At 67.8% G+C, this 25853-nt stretch carries 28 protein-coding genes; 3 read left to right on the top strand and 25 right to left on the bottom strand.

The annotated features are described in order from the left end of the window. Positions 1-2: 2 nt before the first annotated feature. The 5 genes from ABD693_RS08875 to ABD693_RS08895 form a co-directional block, all read right to left on the bottom strand. Positions 3-719 (bottom strand): DUF448 domain-containing protein, encoded by a 717-nt coding sequence (locus ABD693_RS08875; protein WP_344696702.1) that lies wholly within the window; start codon positions 717-719, stop codon positions 3-5. Further along, positions 700-2337 carry a transcription termination factor NusA gene (gene nusA, locus ABD693_RS08880; RefSeq protein WP_344696703.1) on the bottom strand — a complete coding sequence of 546 codons (1638 nt, stop codon included), beginning with the start codon at positions 2335-2337 and terminating at the stop codon, positions 700-702. The genes ABD693_RS08875 and nusA overlap by 20 nt, the downstream gene beginning before the upstream one ends. Before the next feature lie 3 nt (positions 2338-2340). Continuing rightward, entirely contained in the window at positions 2341-2910 is a 570-nt protein-coding gene (gene rimP / locus ABD693_RS08885) for a ribosome maturation protein RimP (protein WP_344696704.1), read from the bottom strand. Between the two features lie 125 nt (positions 2911-3035). Continuing rightward, positions 3036-3536 carry an isoprenylcysteine carboxyl methyltransferase family protein gene (locus tag ABD693_RS08890; protein WP_344696705.1) on the bottom strand — a complete coding sequence of 167 codons (501 nt, stop codon included), beginning with the start codon at positions 3534-3536 and terminating at the stop codon, positions 3036-3038. After that, a complete protein-coding gene (locus ABD693_RS08895; RefSeq protein WP_344696706.1) occupies positions 3533-4579 on the bottom strand; it encodes a type III polyketide synthase in 1047 nt (348 codons plus the stop codon). The genes ABD693_RS08890 and ABD693_RS08895 overlap by 4 nt, the downstream gene beginning before the upstream one ends. Positions 4580-4649: 70 nt before the next feature. Here ABD693_RS08895 and ABD693_RS08900 point away from each other — a divergent pair, with 70 nt between their 5' ends. Further along, on the top strand, positions 4650-5876 hold the full coding sequence (locus ABD693_RS08900) for a PQQ-dependent sugar dehydrogenase (RefSeq protein ID WP_344696707.1): 1227 nt from the start codon (positions 4650-4652) through the stop codon (positions 5874-5876). Positions 5877-5939: 63 nt separating this feature from the next. Here the strand turns inward: ABD693_RS08900 and ABD693_RS08905 are convergent, their stop codons facing one another. Beyond that, the gene (locus ABD693_RS08905; protein ID WP_344696708.1) at positions 5940-6188 is read right to left on the bottom strand and encodes a CsbD family protein; all 249 of its coding nucleotides are present in this window, start codon (positions 6186-6188) and stop codon (positions 5940-5942) included. A 50-nt stretch (positions 6189-6238) separates the two neighbouring features. Next, positions 6239-6937, bottom strand: coding sequence for a tRNA (guanine(46)-N(7))-methyltransferase TrmB (trmB, locus tag ABD693_RS08910; protein ID WP_344696709.1), 699 nt, complete (start codon positions 6935-6937; stop codon positions 6239-6241). A gap of 57 nt (positions 6938-6994) precedes the next feature. Here trmB and ABD693_RS08915 point away from each other — a divergent pair, with 57 nt between their 5' ends. Both ABD693_RS08915 and ABD693_RS08920 read left to right on the top strand, forming a co-directional pair. Next, on the top strand, positions 6995-7498 hold the full coding sequence (locus tag ABD693_RS08915; RefSeq protein WP_344696710.1) for a DUF2231 domain-containing protein: 504 nt from the start codon (positions 6995-6997) through the stop codon (positions 7496-7498). 50 nt (positions 7499-7548) lie between these two features. Beyond that, complete coding sequence (locus ABD693_RS08920; RefSeq protein ID WP_344696711.1) at positions 7549-7803, top strand: hypothetical protein; 255 nt, start codon at positions 7549-7551, stop codon at positions 7801-7803. Here the strand turns inward: ABD693_RS08920 and metK are convergent. From metK to kdpC, 18 genes are all read right to left on the bottom strand, one after another. Next, the gene (gene metK / locus ABD693_RS08925) at positions 7800-9014 is read right to left on the bottom strand and encodes a methionine adenosyltransferase (protein WP_344696712.1); all 1215 of its coding nucleotides are present in this window, start codon (positions 9012-9014) and stop codon (positions 7800-7802) included. The genes ABD693_RS08920 and metK overlap by 4 nt on opposite strands. Before the next feature lie 47 nt (positions 9015-9061). Beyond that, positions 9062-10606 (bottom strand): apolipoprotein N-acyltransferase, encoded by a 1545-nt coding sequence (gene lnt, locus ABD693_RS08930; RefSeq protein ID WP_344696713.1) that lies wholly within the window; start codon positions 10604-10606, stop codon positions 9062-9064. Between the two features lie 5 nt (positions 10607-10611). After that, entirely contained in the window at positions 10612-11490 is an 879-nt protein-coding gene (locus ABD693_RS08935; protein WP_344696714.1) for a hemolysin family protein, read from the bottom strand. Then, positions 11490-11996: an rRNA maturation RNase YbeY gene (gene ybeY, locus ABD693_RS08940; protein WP_344696715.1), complete on the bottom strand. Its 507-nt coding sequence runs from the start codon at positions 11994-11996 to the stop codon at positions 11490-11492. Before ybeY ends, ABD693_RS08935 begins: the two co-directional genes overlap by 1 nt. Then, on the bottom strand, positions 11993-13003 hold the full coding sequence (locus ABD693_RS08945; RefSeq protein WP_344696716.1) for a PhoH family protein: 1011 nt from the start codon (positions 13001-13003) through the stop codon (positions 11993-11995). The genes ybeY and ABD693_RS08945 overlap by 4 nt, the downstream gene beginning before the upstream one ends. A 62-nt stretch (positions 13004-13065) precedes the next feature. Continuing rightward, on the bottom strand, positions 13066-14379 hold the full coding sequence (gene miaB / locus ABD693_RS08950; RefSeq protein WP_344696717.1) for a tRNA (N6-isopentenyl adenosine(37)-C2)-methylthiotransferase MiaB: 1314 nt from the start codon (positions 14377-14379) through the stop codon (positions 13066-13068). A 10-nt stretch (positions 14380-14389) separates the two neighbouring features. Then, positions 14390-15049, bottom strand: a complete 660-nt coding sequence (locus tag ABD693_RS08955; RefSeq protein ID WP_344696718.1) for a lysophospholipid acyltransferase family protein — start codon at positions 15047-15049, stop codon at positions 14390-14392. Positions 15050-15131: 82 nt separating this feature from the next. Beyond that, positions 15132-15554, bottom strand: coding sequence for a Fur family transcriptional regulator (locus tag ABD693_RS08960; RefSeq protein WP_344696719.1), 423 nt, complete (start codon positions 15552-15554; stop codon positions 15132-15134). Between the two features lie 116 nt (positions 15555-15670). Beyond that, on the bottom strand, positions 15671-16099 hold the full coding sequence (locus tag ABD693_RS08965; RefSeq protein WP_344696720.1) for a Ros/MucR family transcriptional regulator: 429 nt from the start codon (positions 16097-16099) through the stop codon (positions 15671-15673). 122 nt (positions 16100-16221) lie between these two features. Beyond that, the gene (locus ABD693_RS08970) at positions 16222-16698 is read right to left on the bottom strand and encodes a GNAT family N-acetyltransferase (protein ID WP_344696721.1); all 477 of its coding nucleotides are present in this window, start codon (positions 16696-16698) and stop codon (positions 16222-16224) included. Further along, the gene (gene tsaB / locus ABD693_RS08975) at positions 16695-17303 is read right to left on the bottom strand and encodes a tRNA (adenosine(37)-N6)-threonylcarbamoyltransferase complex dimerization subunit type 1 TsaB (RefSeq protein WP_344696722.1); all 609 of its coding nucleotides are present in this window, start codon (positions 17301-17303) and stop codon (positions 16695-16697) included. Before tsaB ends, ABD693_RS08970 begins: the two co-directional genes overlap by 4 nt. Before the next feature lie 81 nt (positions 17304-17384). Continuing rightward, positions 17385-18359 (bottom strand): quinone oxidoreductase family protein, encoded by a 975-nt coding sequence (locus ABD693_RS08980; protein WP_344696723.1) that lies wholly within the window; start codon positions 18357-18359, stop codon positions 17385-17387. A gap of 76 nt (positions 18360-18435) precedes the next feature. Beyond that, entirely contained in the window at positions 18436-20451 is a 2016-nt protein-coding gene (locus tag ABD693_RS08985; protein WP_344696724.1) for a TonB-dependent receptor, read from the bottom strand. Position 20452: 1 nt separating this feature from the next. Continuing rightward, positions 20453-21283 (bottom strand): 23S rRNA (adenine(2030)-N(6))-methyltransferase RlmJ, encoded by an 831-nt coding sequence (locus ABD693_RS08990; protein ID WP_344696725.1) that lies wholly within the window; start codon positions 21281-21283, stop codon positions 20453-20455. 50 nt (positions 21284-21333) lie between these two features. After that, on the bottom strand, positions 21334-21882 hold the full coding sequence (locus ABD693_RS08995; RefSeq protein WP_344696726.1) for a pseudouridine synthase: 549 nt from the start codon (positions 21880-21882) through the stop codon (positions 21334-21336). A 47-nt stretch (positions 21883-21929) separates the two neighbouring features. Continuing rightward, positions 21930-22607 (bottom strand): response regulator, encoded by a 678-nt coding sequence (locus ABD693_RS09000; protein ID WP_344696727.1) that lies wholly within the window; start codon positions 22605-22607, stop codon positions 21930-21932. Further along, the gene (locus tag ABD693_RS09005) at positions 22604-25261 is read right to left on the bottom strand and encodes a DUF4118 domain-containing protein (RefSeq protein ID WP_344696728.1); all 2658 of its coding nucleotides are present in this window, start codon (positions 25259-25261) and stop codon (positions 22604-22606) included. The genes ABD693_RS09000 and ABD693_RS09005 overlap by 4 nt, the downstream gene beginning before the upstream one ends. Continuing rightward, the gene (gene kdpC, locus ABD693_RS09010) at positions 25258-25848 is read right to left on the bottom strand and encodes a potassium-transporting ATPase subunit KdpC (protein WP_344696729.1); all 591 of its coding nucleotides are present in this window, start codon (positions 25846-25848) and stop codon (positions 25258-25260) included. Before kdpC ends, ABD693_RS09005 begins: the two co-directional genes overlap by 4 nt. Positions 25849-25853 lie beyond the last annotated feature (5 nt).

Raw genomic sequence — 25853 nt, forward strand, 5'->3', positions numbered from 1 at the left:
ACTCAATCGTCAGCCGTGCCCGTGCCGACGGCGTCGTCGCCGCGGCCTAGCCCAGCAGGTCCTACAATGAAAGCGCGCCAGCGGTTCAGCGCTTGGGCAACGCGGCTGGCAGCTCCCGGGTCGGTCAAGGCGACATGTACCACATTTTCGCGGCCGAGCGCCATGCTCAAGATGGTGCGTTCGACCGGGATTTCCAAGCCTTGCCGGTAGCCCAAGTCCTCCGACCCGCCGACGCGCCATGCCTGGTCGAGCTTGCGGCGCCCGTCGGCACCCGCATCCGCGGCGTAAAGGAGCAGGCGAACCTTGCCCATGCGCGCGGCCTGTTCGACCTTGTCCGAGCCGTTGATCAGCGTGCCCGAGCGCGCTTCCATGCCGAGCCGGTCGAGTGCGGCACGGGCCAGCGCCTGCTCGATCTTGTCCGGAAGATCGGACGCGATGTTCACCGCCTGTGTCCGGAAGGCGCGGGCGAGCCCGCCCTTGAGCTTGCCCTTGGCGATCGCGGTCTCAAGCTCGGGACGGGTGGCTCCGATCCACGCGCCGCGACCGGGTGCCTTGGCGCGGACGTCGGGATGGACCTGCCCGTCCGGACCGAGGACGAGCCGGATGAGCTCGTCCTTCGGCGCGGTGCGACGGGTTAGGATGCAGGAGCGCTCGGGGCCATCCCCGACCGCTCCCTCAGCGTCTGCCGACTCTAGCGCGTCATTGCGAGGATTCCGCATCGGCGGCCTCCTCGGTCTGCGGCGCTTCGGCCTCGTCCTCGAACCAGTGGGCGCGGGCGGCCATGATGATCTCGTTGCCCTGCTCTTCGGTCAGGCCATATTCGGCGAGGATCCCGCCCTTGTCCTGCTCCCGCTGCGGCGCATTTTCGGCGCGGCGGCGCGGCTCCGGACGCTTCTTCTGGACGAGTTCGTCGGTGGCGAGGTCGGCCAGGTCGTCGAGCGTCAGGATCTTGGCCTTGCCCAGCGTCACCAGCATCTGCTCGGTGAGGTGCGGAAGCTCGGCCAGCGCATCCTCGACGCCGAGGCCGCGGCGTTCTTCGCGCGAAGCAGCTTCACGGCGCTCAAGCGCCTCGGATGCGCGCTCCTGCAACTCGGACGCGATGTCATCATCCAGACCCTCGATCGAGGCGATCTCGTCGGCTTCGACGTAGGCCACTTCCTCGAGGCTGGTGAAGCCCTCGGCGACCAGCAACTGGGCCAGCGTCTCGTCAACGTCGAGCTCGTTCTGGAACGTCTCGGAGCGCTCGACGAATTCCTTCTGGCGCTTCTCGGAGGCGTCGGCCTCGGTCAGGATGTCGATCTGGCTGCTGGTGAGCTGCGAGGCTAGGCGGACGTTCTGGCCGCGACGGCCGATCGCGAGGCTGAGCTGGTCGTCAGGAACGACCACCTCGATCCGGCTCTCTTCCTCGTCGATGACGACGCGGGCGACGGTCGCGGGCTGGAGCGCGTTGACGACGAAGGTCGCCGTGTCTTCCGACCACGGGATGATGTCGATCTTCTCGCCCTGCATCTCCTGGACGACCGCCTGGACGCGGCTGCCCTTCATGCCGACGCAGGCGCCGACCGGATCGATCGAGCTGTCGTAGCTGATGACGCCGATCTTGGCGCGGCTGCCCGGATCGCGGGCGGCGGCCTTGATCTCGATGATGCCGTCGTAAATCTCGGGAACTTCCTGCGCGAACAGCTTCTTCATGAAGTCGGGGTGCGCGCGGGAAAGGAAGATCTGCGGCCCGCGGGTTTCGCGTGCGACGCGGAGGATCAGGCTGCGAACGCGGTCGCCGACGCGGTGCATTTCGCGCGGAATCTGAGCGTCGCGGCGGATGACGCCCTCGGCGCGACCGAGGTCGACGACGACATGGCCGAATTCGACCCGCTTGACGACGCCGGTGATGATTTCGCCGACGCGGTCCTTGAATTCCTCGTACTGGCGCTCGCGCTCGGCGTCGCGAACCTTCTGGAAGATGACCTGCTTGGCGGCCTGCGCGGCAATGCGGCCGAACTCGATCGGGGGCAGGGGATCGACGATGAAGTCGCCGACCGCGGCATCGGCCTTGAGCTTGGCCGCGCCCTTCAGATCGATCTGCTTGTAATAATCCTCGGGCGTTTCCTCGACCACTTCGAGGACGCGCCACAGGCGCAGTTCGCCGGTCTGCGGATCGAGCTTGGCGCGGATGTCGTTCTCGGCACCGTAGCGGGCACGGGCGGCGCGCTGGATCGCATCCTCCATCGCCTCGATGACGATGCCGCGGTCGATCAGCTTCTCACGCGCGACGCTGTCGGCGATGGCGAGCAGCTCGGCCTTGTTGGCCGTGGCGGCGGCGGGAGCGGCAGTGGCCATGTGTCAGTCTTCCTCTTGGGTTGTCGGATGGTCGGCACCGTCAAGCGGCGCCTCGACGAAGTCATCTGCGCCCTCGGAATCGAGCGGCACGGTAGCGGCGATCAGGCGGTCGGTCAGCAGGAGCTTGGCCGAATGAATGGCGTCGAAAGGAATGGTGCGGGTGCCCTGCGAGCCCGAGATCATCACCTGCTCGCCGTCCACACCCTCGATGTCGCCGGTGACCTGCTTGGCGCCATCGACCTCGCGGGCGAGCTTGAGGCGCGCCTCATGGCCCTGCCAGTCGGCGAAGTCCTTGAGCCGGGTCAGCGGCCGGTCGATCCCGGGCGAACTGACCTCGAGGCGGTAGGCGCCCTCGATCGGGTCCTTGCCCGCTTCCTCCAGCGCGTCGAGTTTCTCCGAAATGCGGCGGGACAGCGCCTCGCAGTCGGAAAGGTCGAGCTGGCGGGTGTCGGGACGCTCGGCCATGACCTGCAGCGTCGGGTCCGACTTGCCGCCGATCATCGCGACTCGCACGAGATCGAAGCCGAGCGCCCGGGCCTCGGTGTCGATCAGTGCGGTGAGTGCAGCGTCCATGCCCGTCCTTGAAAAGTTCAGCCCCCCTCGGACCGCCGCGGGAACCCGGGCAGCCTCGCCAGCATCGACGATGTGAGGAGGAGCCGTGCACATAGGCGCTTCGCCTATGATCCGCAAGCGGCCCTTCAGCCGCCGAGCGCGCCCATTTCGGCCCTGATCCGGATCGTCAGCACGATCGCGTTGAGGAGCGAGAAGATGAGCGCGACCTGCCACAGACCGAAGACCAGCGGCAGGACTGCAATCTCGCCGATCACCACGAGGTAGTTGGGGTGGCGGACGAACCGGAACGGGCCGCCGGTGACGAGCGGCGCGCCCGGGAGCACGATGATCCGCGTGGTCCAGCGAGGCCCGAGCGTGCGCAGGACCCACAGCCGTCCGGCCTGAAGCAACAGGAAAATCCCGAACAGCCACCAGTGGATGGACTGGCCCGGCGCCAGCCAGAACAGCGAGGCCAGCCAGCCCGCATGCACGGCGACGATCAGCGGATAATGGCCCGGCGCATGTTCATAGGCACCCATTGCCAGCAGCCGCGCGGTGTTGGCGCGCGCGATGACAAGCTCGGAGAGGCGCTGGAACAGGACGAAGAAGAGGATCGCATAATGCGGCCACATCGGAGTCATGGTCATGGCCGTTCCAGCGTCAGCGCGGCGCAGGTGAAGCCGGGGCCGAAAGCGGTCAGCAGGGTGCGCTCGGGAATGCCACGCTCGAGCAGGCGTTCGAGGACGAACAGCACCGTCGGCGCGCTCATGTTGCCGTGATCGCGGAGCACTTCGCGCTCGAGGTCGAGTGTGCCCTCCGGAAGCGCCATCGCCTGCTCGATCGCGGTGACGACCTTGGCGCCGCCGGGATGCGAGCACAGCCGGTCGATATCGCCGCGCGCGAGGCCGAGTTCGGCGAGGATCGAGTCGACGGCGTCGGCCAGCTCGGCGGTGACGAAGGGCGGGATGGCGCGGTCGAAGACCACTGCGAGTCCGGGATCCTCGACCCGCCAGCCCATGATCCCGAGGGTGTCGGGCCAGAGCCGCTCGCCCGCGCCGGTGATGATTCCGAGCCCGGTGCCCTCGGTCGAGACCACGGCCGCGGCAGCGCCGTCACCGAACAGCGCGGTCGCGACCAGGGCTGCGGGATCGTCGGTGTCGAGGCGGATCGAGATCGAACAGGTCTCGATGCAGACGAAGAGAAACGGCTTGCCGGGCTCGGCCGCAGCCATGCGCGACGCCAGCGCGAGCCCGCTGACGCCGCCCGCGCAGCCGAGGCCGAAGACGGGCACACGGCGGACCGAGTCGCGCAGCCCGATTTTCGGTCCGACCCGCGCCTCGAGGCTCGGGGTGGCGATGCCGGTGGTCGATACGGTGACGACGCCGGCAATGTCCTGCGGCGTCAGCCCCGCACGGGTGATGGCGGCGAGCGCGGCTTCCTCGAACAAGCGCTCGGAAGCGTTGAGATAGAGCGCGTTTCGCGACTGCCAGCCATGATCCTCGGCATACCATTCGAGCGGTGCGACGATCGCGCGCTCGCGGATCCCGGCATTGTCGAACACTCCCGAAAGACGATCGAAGAGCGCCTTGCGGCCGGCGAACAGCTCGCGTCCGGTCGCTTTCGCTTCGTCCTGGGTGATACGGTAGGGAGGCAGCGCCGTGGCGAGGCCGAGGAGTTTGACGGGCTGCACCAGGCGGATTGCTTCCTATATCGTGCCCCTGAGCGGGCACTTTTCTCATAACCGTTGGAGATACGTAAGGATGCGGCGCACGGCTTCACAAGCACTATTCGCCTTTGGACTGGTTCTGTCGTCCTGCGGCAGCCCAGCGGTCAGCCAAGCGGAACGGCCCGCGGCGGCGGGCGCCAAGCCCTTTGTCGTCACGCCGCTCGGCACGTTCGATTCGCCATGGGCGATGACGTTCCTCCCGGGCGGCAGCGCGCTCGTCACCGAAAAGGGCGGGCAGGTGAAATGGTGGCAGCCCGACGGCAAGGTCACCGCCGTCGCCGGCGCGCCCAAGGTGCAGGCGGGCGGGCAGGGCGGTCTGCTCGACATCGTTGCCGCGCCCGACGTCGCGACGAGCAAGCTTGTCTACCTGACCTACTCGGAGCCTTCGGCGACTGGCGGCAGCGGGCTGGCGCTGGCGCGGGCGCGGATCGTGACCGACGGGGGTGCGCCCCGGCTCGAGGGGCTGAGCGTCATCTGGCGCGATCCGGCCGGTGGCCGCGGCGGTCAATATGGTGCCCGGATCGCCTTCGCGCCTGACGGACAGTCGCTCTTCCTCTCCTCGGGCGAGCGGCAGCGCTTCACGCCGGCACAGGACCCGGGTCAGCCGCTCGGCAAGATCCTGCACCTCACCCTCGACGGCAAGCCGGCGGCGGGCAATCCCTTCGCAGGCAAGACCGGCCCTTCGACCGTCACCGTCTTCGATCCGCCCGAAGACAGCGTCGCGGCGGCCAAGGCGCAGGGTCGCAGCGTCGCCTGGCCTGGCGCTAACCTGACGCCGGCCGAGACGTGGTCGAGCGGGCACCGCAACCCCTATGGCCTCGCCTTCGGCCCCGATGGGCGCTTGTGGGAAACTGAAATGGGGCCGCAGGGCGGCGATGAGGTCAACCTCATCCTTCCGGGCAAGAATTACGGCTGGCCGCGCGCGTCGAACGGCAGCAATTACAACGACGTCGACATTCCGGACCACAAGCCTGGTGACGGCTTCGAGGCGCCCAAGGTGTCTTGGAACCCTTCGATCTCGCCCGCCGGCTTGATCGTCTACACTGGCGACAAGTTCCCCCAGTGGCGCGGCGACCTCCTGCTCGGCGCTCTCTCCGGTCAGGCGCTGATCCGCGTGAATGTCACCGGCGACAAGGCGCAGAAGGCCGACCAGTGGGACATGGGCGCGCGCGTCCGTGAGGTGGAGCAGGGCCCCGACGGCAATGTCTATCTGCTCGAGGATGGCGAGGGCGGACGGCTGCTCCGATTGTCGCCGGCCTGAGGCGCATGAAAAAGGGCGGCCCCGTCACCGGAGCCGCCCTCAATCTTGAGGCTTGCGAGGAGCTTAGTAGCTCTTCTTGCCGCGAAGCGAATTGAGGATCGCAAGACCGATCACGCCGGCGGCCGCAGCCGTGGCGATCGGCTGCTTCATGGCGAGGTCGCGGACCTGCCCGATGCCCTTGCGAACGGTGCCGGTAACCTGATCGGCAATGCCGTCCTGCTGCAGCGTCGGATCGTTGGTGGCTTCGCCGAGACCTTCCTTGATCTGACCCTTGAGCTGACTGCCGGTGCCGGCGAGCGTGTCGACGTTCATGTGCGTTTACTCCATGTGATGGTTCGGACGCTGAACGCGACAGGGACCAATCAGGTCCGTCGATAGCGCAGGTAATATGGCCGTCTTCCCTCGCGCCGGCTCTTGGTTCCGTAGCGGGTCTGAATCCAACCCGAGGGCGGCTCGAGGAAGTCGGCCGGCTTTTCGGCGAGCCACTCGAACCTATCCGCGTGCCGCTGCATGACGCTGAGCGTCCACTCCAGATAGACCGGATGGTCGGTGGCGATCCGGAATTCGGAGCCGGGCTTGAGCTTGGCATGGATGAGTTCGAGCGGCCCGTCGTTGACCATCCGCCGCTTGGCATGCCGGGCCTTGGGCCACGGATCGGGATGCAGCAGGTAAAGCATGAAGAGGCTTTCATCGGGCACCCGGCGGAGCACTTCGAGCGCGTCACCCATATGAAGGCGCACGTTGCGCAGCGGTCCGTCGCGGACATGGCCGAGCGCGGTCGCGACCCCGTTGAGGAACGGCTCGGCGCCGACAAAGCCGTGGTCTGGCAGCAGGTCCGCGCGATGCGCCAGATGCTCGCCCGAGCCGAAGCCGATCTCGAAGTGAAGCGGACGATCGTCGCCGAACAGGGCGCGGCTCGTCACCTCGCCATCGGCCGGAACCGAGATTTGCGGAAGGAGGGTGTCGATCAGCTCCTGCTGCCCCTGGCGCAGCTTGTGGCCACTCGAACGGCCATAGAGTCGATTGAGGGTCAGCGGATCGCCGGACTTGAAAGCGGTCATGACATAGGCCTTTAGTAATCTGCGTTGCGTGGACAACCGGTGAGGAGTGTTTGGCTGATGGAAGGTGACAATCCGCGTTCGACCGCAAAGGTCGGCGGGCACCCCCTACACCCGCTCCTGATCCCCTTTCCGATCGTCAGTTTCATCGGCGCCTTCGTCACCGACGTCATGTGGATGACGGGCCGCGAGGAGGGGTGGGCGACCGCGAGCAACTGGCTGCTCGGCGTCGGCCTCGCTACGGCCCTCCTCGCTGCGATTACGGGCTTCATCGACTATCTCGGCGACGAACGGGTTCGCCGGATCGGTGCGGCCAGCCGCCACATGATCGCGAATCTCGCGGTTGTCGTACTCGAAACGGTGAATATCATTCTTCGCCTCGCCGGAGGACATGAGCGGATCGGCGGAGCCGGCATCTGGCTGAGTGCTCTGTCGGTGGCGATCCTCGCTTATTCGGGCTGGCTCGGCGGCGAGCTCGTCTACCGCCACGGCATCGGGGTGCGAACGCCCGACGCCGCGCCGGTCCCCGGACGCGACCGCAAGTTCAGCCGCGATCGCCGGTGACCGGACCAAAGGCCTAGCAACCTAGCTCGGGGGCCGACCGTTGTGCTCCCATGTCCTTCACTCAGCTTGAGCCCTATCTGCCCCTTCACGTCGTCGATCGCGGCAAGGGCGTTGCCGTCGCCGTCATCGATTATGGTCCGGAATTCGACCTCCTGTGGGTGGTCGCGATGGACGATGGGGGCGAGATCTGGTGCGTGCCCAACCCGCAGGTGCGGATGCAGGCCAATTGGTCGATGGGCCGGCGTGCCGCGCCTGCGACCGGCAGTGGCAAGATCGCCAAGCTGCCGGTCGCCGCGACGGTTTAGGCCGAGGCCAGCGCCTTCAGTTCGTCGACGAGGTCGGTCCGCTCCCACGGGAACAGGTTGCCCTCGGCCTTGCGCCCGAAGTGGCCGTAGGCCGCGGTCGGCGAATAGATCGGCTGGTTGAGCTTCAGATGCTCGCGAATGCCGCGCGGCGTAAGCTTGCCGAGCCGCTCGATCTTGCCGATCGCCTGCTCGAGCACGTCGTCGCCGACCTTACCCGTGCCGTGCGTGTCGACGTAGAGCGAGAGCGGCTCGCTGACACCGATCGCATAGCTTAGCTGGATCGTGCAGCGGGTCGCGAGGCCCGCGGCGACGATGTTCTTGGCAAGATAGCGCGCGACATAGGCGGCCGAGCGGTCGACCTTGGTCGGGTCCTTGCCGCTGAACGCGCCGCCGCCATGCGGGGCCGCGCCGCCGTAAGTGTCGACGATGATCTTGCGACCGGTCAGTCCGCTGTCGCCGTCGGGTCCGCCGATGACGAAGCTGCCGGTCGGGTTGATGTGGTAGACCGTGCCGTCGGTGAGGAGCTCGCCCGGAATGACCTTGGCGACTGCCGCCTTCACATAGTCCTTGAGCTCGGCTTCCTCGGCGCCCTGGTCATAGCCTTCCTTGTGCTGCGTCGAGACGACAATCGCGGTGGCTTCGACCGGGCGACCGTTGGCGAAGCGAAGCGTCACCTGGCTCTTGGCGTCAGGCTCGAGGAACGACGCGGCGCCCGAATGGCGGTCGGCGGCCAACTGCTCGAGGATCTTGTGGCTGTAATAGAGCGTCGCGGGCATGAGGTCCGGCGTCTCGTCACAGGCGAAGCCGAACATGATGCCCTGGTCGCCCGCGCCCTCGTCCTTGCCCTCGCCGGCATCGACACCCTGCGCAATGTGCGCCGACTGCGGATGCAGGTGGTTTTGGAAGGTCAGCTTTTCCCAATGGAAGCCGTCCTGTTCGTAGCCGATCTTCTTGACCGTCTCGCGGACGACATCTTCGATTTCCTGCTCGATGCCTTCGGCCCAGTTGCCGGCCTCGTCCATGATCCCCTTGCCGCGGATCTCGCCCGCCAGCACGACGAGATTGGTCGTGGTCAGCGTCTCGCAGGCGACACGCGCCTCGGGATCCTTTGACAGGAACAGGTCGACGACGGCGTCGCTGATCTGGTCGGCAACCTTGTCGGGATGGCCTTCGGACACGGATTCGGAGGTGAAGAGATAGGAGTTGCGCATGGGTCTCCGGAGCGTTCAGACGCGAGAATAAGGATATAAAGAAAGCTTTATATGTCGGCCCTGTAGCGAGCGCGCGCGTCCATGCCAACCGCGATTGCGAGGAGCAGGAAGGCGAGGACGAGCGGGATGATATTGCCGTGCCGACTGAAGAAGGTCGGCGGCTTGGGGGCAGGGAGGGGGGCGTCGATCACACCCGCCGTCTTCCACGGCAGGGATTGGAGGATGCGACCGTCGGCGTCGATCACGGCACTGACGCCGGTCGGGGTCGAGCGGATGATCGGAATGCCTTCTTCCGCCGCGCGCAGACGGGCCTGGGCAAGGTGCTGGACCGGACCCCAGGCGCCGAACCAGGCATCGTTCGAAGGATTGAACAGGAAATCGGGGCGATGCGCCCGATCAATGACCTGACCCGAGAAGATGATCTCGTAGCAGATCTGAAGCCCCATCTTGCCCCAGCCGGCGAGGTTCAGGGTGCGCGGGCCGGGCCCCGGGACGGTATCGCCGACGCCGGGGGCCAGTGCCGAGAGACCGAGCGCCGAGAGGAGCGGGCGCATCGGCAGATATTCGCCGTAAGGCACCAGATGCGCCTTGTCGTAGCGGCCGAGGATGCGGCCCTGCGCGTCGATCGGCATGACGCTGTTGGTGCTGCCCGTGACCCGGCCCTGATTATCGACAGTGAGAGCAAAGGCCCCGGTCACGAGAAGGTCGCCCGGCCGCAACAGCGTGGAGGCACGGACAGCGGGCGGAAGGGTGATCGGAAGCTGACGCGGATCGGTGGGCGCGGCCTGATAGGCCACCGGCACGGCGACTTCGGGCCAGAGCAGGAGGCTGGGCGAGGGGCGCCCGGCCGAAAGCTTGGCGAGTCGCTGGAACGCCTCCTCGTCGAGCCCCTCGCGCCATTTCTCCTCCTGCCCGATGTTCGGCTGGACGACGCGGATCGGTCGGATGTCGGTCGGGGGAAGCGCGCTCGGCTGCGGCCAGAATGCGAAGAGTGTCGGAAGGGCGAGAACGATGATCGCAGGACGCCGCTCGCCGCGGACGAGCAGCCACAGGGCACCGCCGGCGGCAACGACAAGAGCGGACAGGCCGTAAGTCCCGATCAGCGGGGCGAAGCGGTGGAGGTAGGTATCGATCAGCGTGACGCCGACCGGGTTCCAGGCAAAGCCGGTGAACATGGTCGCCCGCAGATACTCGGCGAGCGCCCAGCATCCTGCCAGACCGAGCACGAGCGCCGTCGGCGACCGCCGTCCGAACCGCCAGGCCACTCCAATACCGATCGCCGGATAGACCGCGAGGTAGAAGCTCAGCAGCACCACCGCGAGCCAGCCGTACCAGTGGGGCATCGCCGCCTGGAAGGTAAAGGCGGTGGCGATCCAATTGAGGCCGAGCACAAACTGGCCTAGCCCGAACAGCCAGCCGGTCAGCAGCGCGCCGCGCAGCGTTTGCCGCTGGCGAAGTAGCAAGGTCAGCCCGGTGAAGGCGAGGGGCATGAGCGGCCAGAGCCCGAGCGGCTGGAAGGCGCAGGCCGAGACGAGGCCGAGCAGGAAGGCGGCGAGGCTCGCCACCCGCGGATTACGGACGAGGTCGGTCAAGAGGCTCAGGCGTCTTCGCGTTCGGCGCCCTCGGGCGCGTGGAGCCGGAGACGAAGCATCTTGCGTTCGTCGGCCTCGAGGCTTTCGAGCCGCCATCCGCTCGGATGCGCAATACTCTCGCCCGGCTCGAGGATCCGGCCGGCAAGCAGGAAGGCGAGACCGCCCAACGTATCGACCTCGTCGTCCTCGGCGATGAGGCGCGGGTCGACCGCTTCGGCGAGGTCGTCGAGCTCGAGCCGCGCGTCGGCGTCCCACAGCCCATCGTCGAGGCGGACCAGCAGCGGCTGCTCCTCCTCGTCATGCTCGTCCGCGATGTCGCCGACGATCTCCTCGACCACGTCCTCGATGGTGACGAGGCCTTCGGTCCCGCCGAACTCGTCGATCACGACCGCGAGGTGGATCCGCTCGGCACGCATCCGGACGAGAAGGTCGAGGATGCCCATGCTTTCGGGCACGAACAGCGGCGTGCGCATGATCTCGTCGACGCTCTTGCGCTCGGTCGCGTCGAAGTAGGCGTTGAACACGTCCTTGATGTGAACCATCCCGATGATCTCATCGAGACTGTCGCCGGTGATCGGCAGGCGGCTGTGGCCAGCCTCGGCAAAGGCCTTGGCGAGCTCTTCCATGCTGCTGCCGTGCGGGGCCGAGATGATCTCGCCACGCGTGACGCAGATGTCGCCGGCGGTCCGGTCGCCGAAATGCAGCAAATTCTTGAGCATCTGCCGCTCAAGCGGGCTGAGGTCGCCCTTCTTGGGCTGATCTTCCTCGGCTTCGTCGATCGCTTCCTCGATCTGGTCGCGCAGCGACGGCTCGCTGTCCTCGCCGAACATCAGGCTGCGAAGGCCGCGCCACAGGCGCGAACCGCTGTCGGGCTGGGAGGCCATCAGGCGGCGACCTCATAAGGGTTGTCGATACCCATCCGGGCGAGCGCCCGCGTTTCTCTTGCTTCCATGTCCTCGGCGGTATCGTCTTCGAGGTGGTCATAGCCGAGCAGGTGAAGTGTGCCGTGGACCATCAGGTGCGCGGCGTGATGCTCCAGGCTGATCGACTTTTCCTCTGCCTCGCGGGCACAGGTCTCGCGCGCGAGCACGATGTCGCCGAGCATCAGTTCGGGGCCGGGCGTGTCGGCCGCGGCCAGTTCATGGGCCTCGGCCTGGGGAAAGGACAGGACGTTGGTCGGCCTGTCCTTGCCCCGCCACTCGGCGTTCAGGGCATGGACTTCGGCGTCGGTGGTGAGGACGACCGACAGTTCGACCGGCCGTTCGAGCGCGGCCAGTCGCGGGAAGGCGCTCTCGGCGATCGCCGCCCGGGCCGCGGCTTCGGCGAGCCGCGCCCAGTCGGTGCTACTGTCCCATTCCTCGTCGGCGTCGAGCATCAGGTCGAGGGTCATGCGGCGGGCCCTTCATAGGCTTCGACGATCCGGCCGACGAGCGGATGGCGGACGACGTCCGCGGCGCCGAAGCGGACCATCGCCAGCCGCGGAATGCCTTCGAGCTTGTGAACGGCGTCGGCCAGGCCGCTTTCGACCCCGCGCGGAAGATCGGTCTGGTTGGGGTCGCCGCAGATCACCATGCGCGAACGCATGCCGAAGCGGGTCAGGAACATCTTCATCTGCTGCGGCGTGGTGTTCTGCGCCTCGTCGAGGATGATGAAGGCATCGCTGAGCGTCCGGCCACGCATGAAGGCGATCGGTGCAATCTCGATCTCGCCACTGGCGATGCGACGCTCGACCTGCTCGGTCGGGAGCATATCGTAGAGCGCGTCGTAAAGGGGGCGGAGATAGGGATCGACCTTCTCCTTCATGTCGCCAGGCAGGAAGCCAAGCCGCTCGCCTGCCTCGACCGCTGGGCGCGAGAGGATGAGCCGGTCGACCTGGCCGCCGATCAGCATCGACACGGCCTGCGCGACCGCAAGATATGTCTTGCCCGTGCCCGCCGGTCCCAGCGCGAAGATCATATCGTCGCGGGCAAGCGCCTCCATGTAATGCGTCTGGATGGTCGAGCGCGGGACAATTGTCTTCTTGCGCGTCCGGATCATCACCCGGTTGGGATTGCTCGCCGGGGCGTCGGCGTCGGGCACGATGCCGTCGAGCTTGCGCTGCGCACCCATGCCGATGACACTTTCGACCACCGCAAGGTCGACGTCCTGACCGGCGTCGAGCCGGCTGTAGAGGTCGACCAGCACTTCACGCGCCTTGGCCGCGCTGTCGGGTTCGCCCTCGATCTGCACGCGATTGCCGCGCGCAGCGATGTTGACGCCGAGGCGATCCTCGATCGCCACCAGGTGCCGGTCATAGTCGCCGAACAGGGGGCCGAGGAGATAGGGCTGCTCGAACTCGATCTCGAGGCGGGCGCGGGTGGGATCGTCCACCGCGCGGAGGTCGGGGCGCTTGGGCATCTAGCGGCGTGAAGCCTTGGAGGTCGTCATCGTTCCCGAATGTAATGCGCTTCGCCCAAGAGTCACGCGGCCTCTTGCTGCACTTTGGTGACAAGTTCGCCCGCGAGGCTGTTGGGCAGCGCCCCGGTCAGGCGGACATCGACCATGTCGCCGATCTTGGCCTCGCTCTCGACGAACACCGACTGGAGCCATGGCGACTTGCCGATCATCTGGCCCGGCTTTCGACCGACGCGGTCGATGAGTATCCGCGTTTGGACGCCCACCTTGGACGCGTTGAAGGCACGGCTCTGCTCGGCGACCAGTGCCTGCAATTCCTGCAGCCGCGCGTCCTTGACCGCTTCGGGCACTTGCCCGTCCATGGTCGCAGCGGGGGTGCCCGGCCGGGCGCTGTACTTGAAGGTGAAGGCGCTGGCGTAGCCCACCTCGCGCACGATCCTGAGCGTGTCGGCGAAGTCGGCGTCGGTCTCGCCCGGGAAGCCGACGATGAAGTCGCCCGAGATGGCGATGTCGGGCCGCGCCGCGCGGACCTGGTCGAGCGCGCGGAGATAGTCGGCGGCAGTGTGATGGCGGTTCATCGCCTTGAGGATGCGGTCGCTCCCCGCCTGCACGGGCAGGTGCAGATAGGGCATGAGCTTAGCGCAATCGCGATGGGCCGCGACCAGCGCCCCGCCCATGTTGATCGGGTGGGAGGTGGTGTAGCGGATGCGCTCCAGCCCCCCGAGTTCGGCGATCCGGTGGATGAGGGTCGCGAGGTTCTCGGCGCCGTCCTCCCAGGCATTCACGTTCTGGCCCAGCAACGTGATCTCGCGCGCACCGTCTTCGACCAGCTGTGCCGCCTCGTCGAGGAGGTCCGCCATCGGTCGGCTGACCTCCGCCCCGCGCGTGTAGGGCACGACGCAGTAAGTGCAGAACTTGTCACACCCTTCCTGAACCGAGAGGAAAGCGCTGACCCCCGCACGGCGGCGCCGGGGGAGAGCAGCGAACTTGTCGAGCGGGGGCAAATCGGTGTCGACCGGACGCGCGCCGCCTTGGACCTCGCGCAGCATCTCCGGCAGCCGGTGATAGGCCTGCGGTCCGACGACGAGGTCGATCGCCTTGGAGCGGCGCTTCGCTTCGGCGCCCTCTGCCTGCGCGACGCAGCCGGCGAGTGCGATCACGGGCTTCGAGCCGTCCTCGCGGGTCAGGCGGCCGACCTCGCTATAGGCCTTTTCGGCGGCTTTCTCGCGGATGTGGCAGGTGTTGAGCACGACCACGTCGGCATCGGCGCCCGCCTCGGCCGGGGCCATCCCCTCGGCGCGCAGCAACTCGGCCATGCGCTCGCCGTCATAGACGTTCATCTGGCAGCCGAAGCTCTTGATCGCAAAGGTCTTGGTCATGGGGCCGCGCCTATACGCGCGCCGGCGCCACACCGCTAGGCGCCAGCGCGGCGGCAACGGCGGCGTGGCTCTGGCGGGTCAGCGCTTTCCGGTCCTGACCCGGCGCGAGCGGCGCGAGGAAGTGCAGCGTCACAGATACTGTCCCCTTGCGCCCGAGCAGCCTGACGAAGTTCGCCTGCCCAGTCTCGCCCTGCGGCCAGCCGAACTCGGGCGCCGCCCCCCGATAGTCGATCGCGACCGGCTGGACGGTCAGCGGCACAGGCGGATCCTCGGCGAGCTTCAGAAGCGAGGAGCGGAAGGGCAGCAGCCCGTGACCGTCGCTGACGGTGCCTTCAGGAAAGAGGGTGAGCGGCTTGGGACTGCGGAGCGCCCGCTCCATGTCGCTGAGCTGGTCGCCGACGCTCGCCTTGCGGTCGCGGTCGACGAACACCGTGCCGTTCTGCTCGCACAGCCAGCGCATGATCGGATGCCCCTTGAGGCCGTCCTTGGCGACGAACGCGCAATCGGTGGCGCCGGCGAGCATGGGGATGTCGAGCCAGCTCACGTGGTTGGAGACGATCAGCGTCCTTGCCGTCGGCTTGGGACCCGTGGTCTCGACCCGTGCGCCCGCGATCCAGCCGATCCCGCGCAGCAGGCGGCGCGGCCAGGGCGATGGCCCGAATGGACGCATCAGAAGATGAGGGATGACGCAAAAGCCGAGCCAGCCGGCCATCAAGGTCAGCCGGACCGCCGCCCGGACGCTTGAGGATGACCTAGCGGTCGCGACCAAGCGGGACGCCGTAGAGCTCCAGCCGATGGTCGACGAGCCGGAAGCCCAGCCGCTCGGCGACGCGGCGCTTCAAATCCTCGAGCTCCTCGTCGTGGAACTCGACGACATTGCCCGATTCGACGTCGATCAGATGGTCGTGATGTTCTTCCGATACCGCTTCGTAGCGCGAGCGGCCGTTGCCGAACTCGTGCCGCTCGAGGATGCCGGCCTCTTCGAACAGGCGGACCGTCCGATAGACGGTGGCGATCGAGATGTTCGGATCGACCGCGCTCGCTCGCTCGTGGAGCGTCTCGACGTCGGGATGATCCTCGGACTCACCGATGATGCGCGCAATGGTCCGCCGCTGCTCGGTGATCCGCAGCCCCTTTTCGGCGCAGAGCGCCTCGATGTCGATCATGCGGTGCATGGACGCTCAACTAAGGGAGGAGGGTGGGGGCGTCTAGGCCAATCCGCCGCCCGCGCCGGGCAAATTCGAAAGGCATGAGCCTTCGATGTTGTCCGGCGCGTGCGACGTTGCGGGGATTACTTGGCCGCGCGCGCGCCGCGCTTGCGCTTGGTGCCCAGGCCAATGCTCTTGGCGAGCGTGCGGCGCTGTTCGGCATAGTTGGGGGCGACCATCGGATAGTCGGCGTTGAGGCCCCACTTCTGTCGATACTGGTCGGGCGTCATGTTGTAGTGGGTCATCAGATGCCGCTTGAGCATCTTCAGCTTCTTCCCGTCTTCGAGGCAGACGAGATAGTCGGGCTTCACCGACGAGCGGATCGGAACCTTGGGTTCGGGACGGACTTCGGGGGCGGCCGGACGGCTACCGAGGCCCGAAAGCGCACCATGCACGTTCTGGATCAATTGCGGCAAGTCGTTGACCGACACGCTGTTGTTGCTGACGTGGGCAGCGACAATGTCGGCAGTAAGGGTGATCAGTGTTTCGGCACTTTGGTCATTGTCGTTCATGGTGGGTCCTATCCAAGTCGGATACCGGTACTCACGCTCCGAGCAGCGCGGGCCCGGCCTAACAAGCGGTGCCAAGTGAATGCAACGATTGTTTCTTGGATTTAACCTAGAGCAATACGATTCTAGATCATACGGACCATCGTGAGCGCATCGAACAACTCACCGTCAGTTCCGCGATAGTAACGCGAACGGCGTCCCGCGATCTCGAAATCATGTGCCGTGTAGAGGGATACGGCGGGATTGCCGTCGCGTACCTCGAGGTGAAGATGATGCGCGCCCGCCGCGCGATGATCCTCGACGAAGCGAGCGATGAGTTGACCGCCAATACCCTGGCCGCTCGCCTGGCGACGTACCGCGATGAGGAGCAGTTCGGCCTCGTCCATTGCGCGGCGGGAAAGGCTGAAGCCGAGCGCCTCACCGCGGCGGCGCGCGACGTGAAGAATGACGCCGGGCAGCGGCAGGATCCCGGCGCATTGCGCGCGGGTCCAGGCTTCGCCGAAGCGAGGATCGAAGGCATCGGCCATGACCGCCATGACCTCGTCGAGATCGGCGCCGCCGCCGCGCTGGATCGTCAGGCTATCGGGCGCCAATCCGCTCATGCTGCCATCGGCTTGGCGTCCGGGGCGCGAGCGTAGCTCGGCTTGGGCGCAAGCGAACGCAAAGCATCGGGGAGTGCAAGCGCGGCGCTCGCGCGCGGCAAGACTTCGAGCACCTCGCCCCAGCCGCGTGCCTCGACCAGCGCCCTCGCGCCAGTCCCGACGACGAGCGGCGCGTCGATCGCTTCGGCGGCCTTCGCTGGCGTGAGGCTCGCAAGCGGTCCGGCTTCGGCCAGCGGCCCCCGCGCGAACTGCTGGGCGAACAATTCGCCGTGACCACCGATCAGCGCCACGCCGACCGGCCCGTCACCGGGCGCCGTCGCCGCGAGCAGGGCAAGGGTCGACATGCCGTGCAGGGGAACGCCCCAGCCGATCGCCAGTCCCTGCGCGGCCGAGATGCCGACCCGCAGGCCAGTGAAACTCCCCGGGCCGCAACCGACGAGGATCTGGTCCGCCCGGCGACCGTCGAGGAGGACGTCGAGCATGGGCACCAGACGCTCGGCATGCCCTCGATTCATCACCTCGTGGACCTCGCCCAGGACAGTGCCGTCAGGCGCAAGAAGTGCCGCGGTGCAGGCAGGCGTGGCGGTATCGAGCGCGAGCAACATGGTTTCTCGATAGGGACATGAAAGTGCCGGAAGGGCAAGAAAATCCGTGCCCGAAACAAGTTTGGACGCCGGTGCGAGAGGTTACGGCAGAAGGAGAAACGATCCCGTCGTTTCGCGCGCTTCGAGCCTTCGGTGCGCCTCGGCAGCTTCGGTCAGGGCCATGCGACCCCCGATCGTTACCCGGACCTTGCCCGAGCGGATCATTTCCCACAGGCGCTCTGCCCCGGCCCGGCGTTCGTCGGCGTTGCGGTAATAATCGAAGAGGGTCGGCCGCGTGACCCACAGCGATCCCTTGGAGGCGAGGGTGCCGAGGCCGACTCCGGTCACCGGTGCCGAGGCGTTGCCGTAGCTGACAAGGATTCCGCGCCGCGCCGCCGAATCGAGGCTCGCCTCCCACGTGTCGCGGCCGACCCCGTCGAACACGACTTCACAGCCCTTGCCGCCGGTGAGTGCACGAGCGCGCGCTGCGACGTCCTCGTGATCGTAACGGATGATCTCGTCGACGCCGGCTTCGCGCGCTAGCTGCGCCTTCGCTTCGGTCGAGACTGTCCCGATGACGCGGGCGCCGACGGCCTTGAGCCATTGCACAAGGATGAGGCCGACCCCGCCCGCCGCCGCATGCACGAGGACATCGGATCCAGCCTGCACCTTGGCGCAGCGCTCGACGAGGAATTCGGCGGTGCAGCCCTTGAGCAGCGCCGCGGCGGCGAGATCGCTCGGCACGTCCTCGGGCACGGGCAGCAGTTGCTCGGCGGGAATCAGCCGCGCGGTGGCGTAGGCGCCCCGCTGCGGGCCGAACGTCGCGACGCGGTCGCCTTCCTTCCACTCAACCCCCGGTCCGACCGCCAGCACCCGGCCCGCCGCCTCCATGCCGAGCGCGCCCGGCAGGTCGACCGGATAGACGCCCGAGCGATGATAGGTGTCGATGAAGTTGAGGCCGACCGCTTCGTTCGCCATCAGCACTTCGCCGGGTCCGGGCGCACCGAGCGCGACTTCCTCCCACTCGATAACCTCGGGGCCGCCGGTGTGGCGGATCACGGCGCGAAGAGCTTTCATCCCCGCCATGTAGGCGTCTCGATGCCGCGCGACAAACCGTCGCCACTCCTTCGTCCCGCTTTCGGCGAGACCTTGATCAGCGCAGCCGAAGCCCGATCCACAGGGTGCGCGGAAGGGCGCGCTCGACCATGCCGTCGTTGCTCACCGCGGCCTCGACCGTGCGATCGAAGATGTTTTCGCCGCGAAGTTCGAGCGCGACACGCCGCGTGACCGGAATGGCAGCATAGCTGTCGAGCGTGAGCGCGGGTGCGAGCCGGCGCTGGTTGAGGTCGTCCTCGAACTGCGCGGACAGGGCCCGGGCCGTCAACGAAACTTGCCGCTCGCGCGCGTCCTTCCAGCCCAGAGTGGTCGAAAGCTGATGGCGCGGGGTTTGCGCCGGGCGCTTGCCGTCGAGTGCGGCGGCCGCTCCGCTGCCATGGACCCGCGCGTCGGCGAGCGCGTAGGAGAGACGCGCGTCGAACGGACCGATCTTGCCGCTGACGTCGGCCTCGATCCCACGCGAGCGGATGAAGTCGAGATTCTGGCGCTGGCGATAGGTGCCGCCGGCCGCAACAAAGCCGACGATGGGGAAGGTGCCCGGACCTTGGGCGAGCGTGACGTTCGCGATCGCGTCGTCGAGCCGCGCGACGAAGCCGGTGACGCCCGCCCGCCAGCCGGACGCGAGGGCGAGGTCGCCGCCGATCTCGGCGCCGGTCATGCTCTCGGGCCGAAGCGCCGCATTGGGCGCGGTGGCGTCGGCCCCGGCGCGGAAGGGACGATAGAGCTCGTTCAGGGTCGGCAGCCGCCATCCGCGATAGGCGGCAGTCCGCAGCTTGAGCGCACGGGACGCCCTGACCTCGCCGGCGACACGGCCGCTGCCCTGCCAGCCGTGCCGATCGGGAAAGCGCGTGTCGGTCAGCGGTGCGCCGCCGCTCAGCAATTCCTGGAAAAGGCGACCGTCGGAAATCGTCCAGCGATCGACCCGTGCGCTGGCGCTGAAGGTTGCCGCGCGGGTCGTGACCGCGCCCGTGGCGAAGACGCCGACGGTGCCCGACCTGCCACCGGCCTCGCGCCGACGGGTCGGGCTGCCCGACACGAACTGGTAGCGCTCGCGGGTCTCGCCGCGCACGAAGCGTCCATCAACGCCAAGCCCGATCTCGGTCGCGCCCGACAGCGGTCGCACCTCGCCGCGAAAGCCAAAGCCGCGCGAGGGGACCGCATATTGATCAAGCGTCTGCGTGCTGGTCGTGCGCGCAGCGTTGACGCTGCTGAAGGCCGAAGCGAAGCGGCGTTGCTGAGCGTAGCCGAGCGCCGACCACTTCGTCCGGCCCTTACCGACGAGGCGAAGCGACATGTCCACCCCCGAGCCGCGATTGGCGGTGAAGGGCACGCCTCGATCGCGCTGATCGCTGAAGGCGCTGGCATTCACCTGCGCTTCGACGGAGCCAAGATCCTGGACCAGTCGCGCCGCGCCCGATTCCTGCCGATAGGGGGCAGGACGGTCGACCGGCCCACGGTCGTGCGCGACGATCGGCACGAAGCCGTCGCCGCGGGCAACGGCGCCCGACAGCGAAACGGAACCGCGCGCCGTCGGTGCGACCAGGCTGGCGCGGGCGTCGAGGCTGGCGCGGCTTCCGCCCGCGATCGAGGCGGTTAGACGTTCGCGGTCCGATGGCGCGGCGCTTTCAAGTTCCACCGTGCCGGCCAGCGCACCGGGCCCAAAGAACGCGCTGCCACCACCGCGCGTGATCCGGATCTCGCCGATACGGTCGGTCGCATAAGCGGGAAAGGTGATCCATCCGCCGAACGGATCGCCCTGCGGGACGCCGTCGAACAGAAGCAGCGCGCGCGACGACGCATTGCCGCCGAGGCCGCGCAAGGTAATCGACTGGTTGGTCGCATGACTAGAGCGCGAGTCCGAGCGACGAAAGCTCTGCACCCCGGCTGCATCTCGGATGACGTCCTCGAGCCGTCCGCTGGCCGATTGCTCGATGCGCCCGCGATCGAGCGTCACCACGGCGGCGCCGGCTTTTTCCGCCGGTGGCAGTCCGCGCCCGGTGACGATGATCGGGGCGGGATCGGCCGAGGCCATGAGCAGGGCGAACAACATCATCTCAAGGCCTCAACCATTCGGCGGTGAGCCGTCCCCGATGCCCGTCGGGCGCGAGCGCGGCGCGAAGCGCGTCCAGCAACGGCGGCAGCTCTTGCATGAAAGCGTAGGGCGGATTGACGATGAACAGCCCAGCGCCGTTATAGATACCGGGCTGCTCGGCATCGAACAGCCAGTGCTCGACCGTCAGGAATTTCGGGATTTCCAGCCTTCGCAGGCTCTGCTTCCACCTTTCGTGCGTGTCGCGATCCTTGAGCGGATACCAGATCACCGTCACGCCATGCCCCCACTTCCGGTCCGCGGCTGCGAGCGTGGCGGTGATCCGCGCGCGCTCGTCGGTCTGCTCGTAGGGCGGATCGACCACTACCACGCCGCGCGGCGTCTTGGTCGGCAGCAGCGCCAGCCATAATTCATAGGCATCGCGCTGGTGGACCGCGGCTGGCGAGCCACGCATCGCGCCGCGCAGCACCGCCGCATCCTCGGGATGCTTTTCGTTGAGGATGAGGACGTCCTGCGGCCGGAGCAACTGCGCGAGCACGCACGGCGAACCGGGGTAAAGCCGCACGTCACCATCCTCGTTCACCGCCTCGACCGCGTGGCGATAGGTATCGAGCAACGGGTCGGAGTTGGCCATCGCGCGCAGTACGCCGCCGACGGCCTCGCCCGTGCGCTGCGCCTTGTCGTCTTGGAGGTCGTAGAGGCCGGACCCCGCGTGCGTGTCGATCAGCGTCAGCGCGCTTGGCTTCTGCTGGAGCGCGCGGACGAGCGCGATCAGCAGACTGTGCTTGACGACATCGGCGCTGTTTCCGGCGTGAAAGGCGTGGCGGTAGTTCATTGCGATCCGGACTTATGACCCGCCGCCTATAGACCGGCGGCCGGGCTTACCTAGACGGAGATTTGCCTGAAGGCGCCCGGCGCGATCCCGGAAACGGTCCAGTCGCCGACCGACCAGCGGACCAGCCGGAGCGTCGGCAAGCCCACCGCCGCCGTCATCCGCCGCACCTGCCGGTTCCGCCCCTCACATATGGTGAGCCGCAACCAGCTGTCGGGGACGCTCTGCCGGACCCGGATCGGAGGATCACGCGGCCACAGCGACGGCTCGTCGATCCGCTCGACCTCGGCCGGAAGGGTCAGACCGTCATTGAGCAAGACTCCCTCGCGCAGTCGGTCGAGCGCCGGCGTCTGCGGATCGCCCTCTACCTGCACCAGATAGGTCTTCGGCAATTTGAACCGTGGATCGGCGATCCGCGCCTGCAACTTTCCGTCGTCGCACAGCAGGAGGAGGCCCTCGCTGTCCCGATCGAGCCGCCCGGCCGGATAGACCCCCTTTACCGCGATGTGGTCCGAGAGCGTCGCGCGCGCCGTCGGCGAGCCCTTGTCGGTGAATTGCGAGAGCACGCCATAGGGTTTGTTGAACAGGAGCAACCGGGCCATGCGCCGCGCTTACCGGCTGGTTGCCGCAAAGTCTCCGGGCGACCGAATCAGATCTTCAGCCGATAGCCGACGGCGGGTTCGTTGATGATGAGGCGCGGCTGGGCCGGATCGGGTTCGAGCTTGAGCCGCAGGCCGCGCGCCGCAACGCGCAGATATTCGAGGTCACGCTCGTGTGCCGGACCCCAGATGGTGCGAAGGAGATGACTGTGGGTCACCACCTTTCCCGGCTGCCGCGCCAGTTCGGCAAGCAGTGCATATTCCTTGGGTCGGAGGTGGATGTCCTCACCGGCGCGGACCACCTGCCGGGCGGCAAGGTCGATGACGAGGTCGCCGGCGACGATTCGCGGCGTTTCGACCCCGTTCGGCTGAGCGCGGCGCAGCGCCGAGCGAACCCGGGCGAGGACTTCGTCGGTGTCGAACGGCTTTGTCACATAATCGTCGGCCCCGAGGTCGAGCGCGGCGACCTTTTCGTCGGTGCTCTCTCGGGCGCTGATGACGAGGACCGGGATGTTGCGGCCGCGCAGGAGGGGGATCAATTCGAGTCCGTCGCGATCGGGCAGGCCGAGGTCGAGCAGCACGAGATCGGGCTTGTCGACGTCGGCGGCGCTGAGCGCCGCCCGCGCGTCGCCCGCCTCGATCGCCGCGTGCCCGTCGCGTTGCAGCGCGCCGCGCAGGAGCCGGCGGATCGAGGCTTCATCGTCGACCACGAGGATGCGGGCGTTCATTCGACGTCACCCTTCACCAGCAGGCGCTCCGGAAAGCTGAGCGTGAAGACCGCGCCGTGGCCGTCGCTGCGATTGGCGGCGGTGGCGGTCAGCCCCATGGCCGACGCGAAGCCGCGAACGATCGCGAGACCCAAGCCGGTGCCGCCGACGCGGTCGGTGCCCTCGAGCCGGGTGAAGGTCTCGAACGCGCGTTCCTCGGCGCCTGGCGGAAGGCCCGGTCCCTCGTCGAGGACCTGCAAGCGAACCCCGTCGGGCCCGCGCTCGCCGCGAACGGTGATCGGCGTCCCGTCCGGGCTGAACTTGGCGGCATTCTCCAGGAGATTGACAAGGCACTGATGCAGCAGTCGCTCGTCAGCCCGGACGAGGACGAGGTCGGGCGGAACCTGCAGCCGGAAGGGGTGCGCCGCGAGGGAGGTCCGGAGGTCGGCAGCGGCGCTGGCGACCGCATCGGTGAGGTCGATGGCGGTGATCCTGAGGTCGAGTGCCCCGCTCTCGACCCTGACCATTTCCAGGAGATTGCCGACAAAGCGATCGAGGCGGCGGGCTTCTTGCTCGATCAGTGCGGCCTCGGGCTGCTGTTCCTTAAGCCGCTTGAGCTCGCCGACTGCCGCGAGGATCGTCGTCAGCGGAGTTCGCAGGTCATGGCTAAGCGAGGATAGGAGGGCGCCGCGCAGGCGGTCGCGCTCCTGCAGCTGCGAGACGGCCGCCATCTCCTCTTCGAGGGTCACGCGCTGCAGGGCCAGCGCCGCCTGGTCGAGAAGGCTGACGAGCAACTGGTGCTGGTCGGAGCGCAGGATGTCGCCACCTTGAGGACGGCTGAGCCCGAGCACCGCGACCGACGCGCCGCCGCTGCCGATGGGGTGGAAGCGCCAGTCGGACGAGGTGAGGGTGCCGGTCCCGCTGCCCGCGGGCTCATCATGATCGAGCGCCCATTCGGCAGCGGCTTGGTCGATCGGCGCGAGGACCCGGATTTCGGGCTCGCCGGCGGTCACCTGCATTGCACCGTCGCGGCGCTCGATAAACAGGGTGTCGAGCCCGAGCAGGCGAGCGCTTTCGCGGACCAGCGCCCGGCCGAGGTCAGCGCGATCGGTAACGCTGGTGAGGTGCCGCGCGAAGCCGGCGAGCGCGCTGTTCTGCGCGGCGCTGCGCTGCGCGATGGTGGCCTGCGCGCTAACCCGTGCGGCAAGCTGGCTGACGATGATCGCCACCGTCACCAAGGCCACGAAGGTAATGACGTTTTCGGGATCCTGGATGGTGAAGGTGTAGAGCGGCGGCAGGAAGAAGAAATTATAGGCAAGACCGCTCACCAGCCCGGTCACGACCCCGCTTCGAAGGCCGTGGCGGGTGGCGGCGAACATCACCGGCACGAGGAAGAGCAAAGCGAGATTGCTGAGCTCGCCCGCGAAGCTGATCAGCCGCCCGATGGCGGTGACGAGGGCGACAAGCGCGAAAGAAGCGAGATAGCCTCGTGCACTGCCCCAGTCCGACCGCGTCGGCGCGGCGGTGCGACGGGCTGCGGCGCCCTCCATTGGAAGGACGTGGACGGCGATGTCGGGGGTTTCGCGCACCAGCCGGTCGACGACCGAACCGTGGCGGAGCTCGAACCAGCGCGAGCGCGCGCTCTTGCCGACCACGATCTGGGTGGTGCGCGCCTCCGCGGCATGACGCTGGACCCCCTCGATCACGTTCTGCGCGGGGATCGACACCACTTCGGCGCCGAGCCGCGAGGCGAGCTGGAGCGTGGCGGCGAGCCGCTCGCGCTCGGCGGCGCCGAAGCTGGCCGCGCGCGGGGTCTCGACATGAAGCGCGGTCCACGGCGCGTGCAGCGCTTCGGCGAGGCGCTTGGCGGCGCGGACGAGGCTCTCGGCCCCGGGCAATTCGCTCACCGCGACGAGCACGCGCTCGCCTGCCGCCCAGCTTCCCGCCAGCCCGGCGGCCGCCACGTCGGTCAGGATGTCGCGATCGATCCGCTGGGCGGCCTGGCGAAGCGCGAGTTCGCGCAGCGCCGACAGGTTCGAGCGCGAGAAGAAATGCCCGAGCGCGCGTGAGGCTTCGTCGGGAACGTAGACCTTGCCGTCCCGCAACCGCTGGATGAGCTCGTCGGGCGGAAGGTCGACGACTTCCAGCTCGGCCTGCTCGAGCATGCTGTCCGGCACCGTCTCGCGCACCCGGACCCGGGTAAAGGAGGCGACGACGTCGTTGAGGCTCTCGATGTGCTGGATGTTGACGGTCGAGTGGACCTCGATCCCCGCGGCCAGCAATTCCTCGACGTCCTGGTAGCGCTTGGGATGGCGGCTGCCGGGAGCGTTGCTGTGGGCGAGTTCGTCGACCAGCACGATCCCGGGGCGCCGCTCGAGGATCGCGTCGACGTCCATCTCGACGAGGGTGCGGCCCTGATAGTCGATCGAACGGCGGGGCACGATTTCGAAACCGTCGGTGAGCGCGGCGGTCTCGGCCCGGCCGTGGGTCTCGACGACGCCGATCACGACGTCGACGCCGGCACGGCGGAGGCCGGCGGCGTCGGACAGCATCTCGTAGGTCTTGCCCACCCCGGGCGAGGCCCCGAGATAGACCTTGAGGCGGCCGCGCCCCTCCCGCCGCGCCTGCTGAAGCAGGGCGTCAGGAGAGGGGCGGGCGGGCTCGCTGGCGGTCACCGTGCGGTGTCTGCCCCGAGCCGGTCGAGTTGTCGATTGAGCGACAGAACGTTGACGCGCGGCTCGCCGAGAAACCCGAGCAGCGGCGAGCGGACCTCGGCCTCGACGAGCGCCCGGACCCGCGCTTCGGCGAGGCCACGCGTTTCGGCGACGCGGCGGACCTGGACCAGCGCGGCGGCGGGCGAGAGGTCGGGATCGAGGCCCGATCCGCTGGCCGTGACGAGGTCCGCCGGGACCGGCCCGCTCGCGCCGTCCTTGCGTGTCGCGGCGACCCGCTCGGCGATACTGGTCTCAAGCGTCTTCGAGGTCGGGCCAAGGTTCGAACCCGAGGAAGCGCTTGCATCATAGCCCGCGCCGGCGGCCGATGGCCGGCCATGGAAGTAGCGCGGGCTGGCAAAGGACTGGCCGACCAGTGCCGACCCGATGACGCGATCCCCGTCGCGGACGAGGCTGCCATTGGCCTGCGAAGGCGCGATCAACTGGGCCGCGCCGGTGATCGCGAGCGGATAGACGAGCCCGGTGAGCAAGGTCAGGCCAAGGAGCAGGACCAGGGCCGGGCGAAGGGCAGTGCGGATGTCGGTGAGCATGGTTC

Origin of the sequence: Sphingomonas rosea, from assembly GCF_039538065.1 — a bacterium.
Taxonomy (GTDB): Bacteria; Pseudomonadota; Alphaproteobacteria; order Sphingomonadales; family Sphingomonadaceae; genus Sphingomicrobium; species Sphingomicrobium rosea.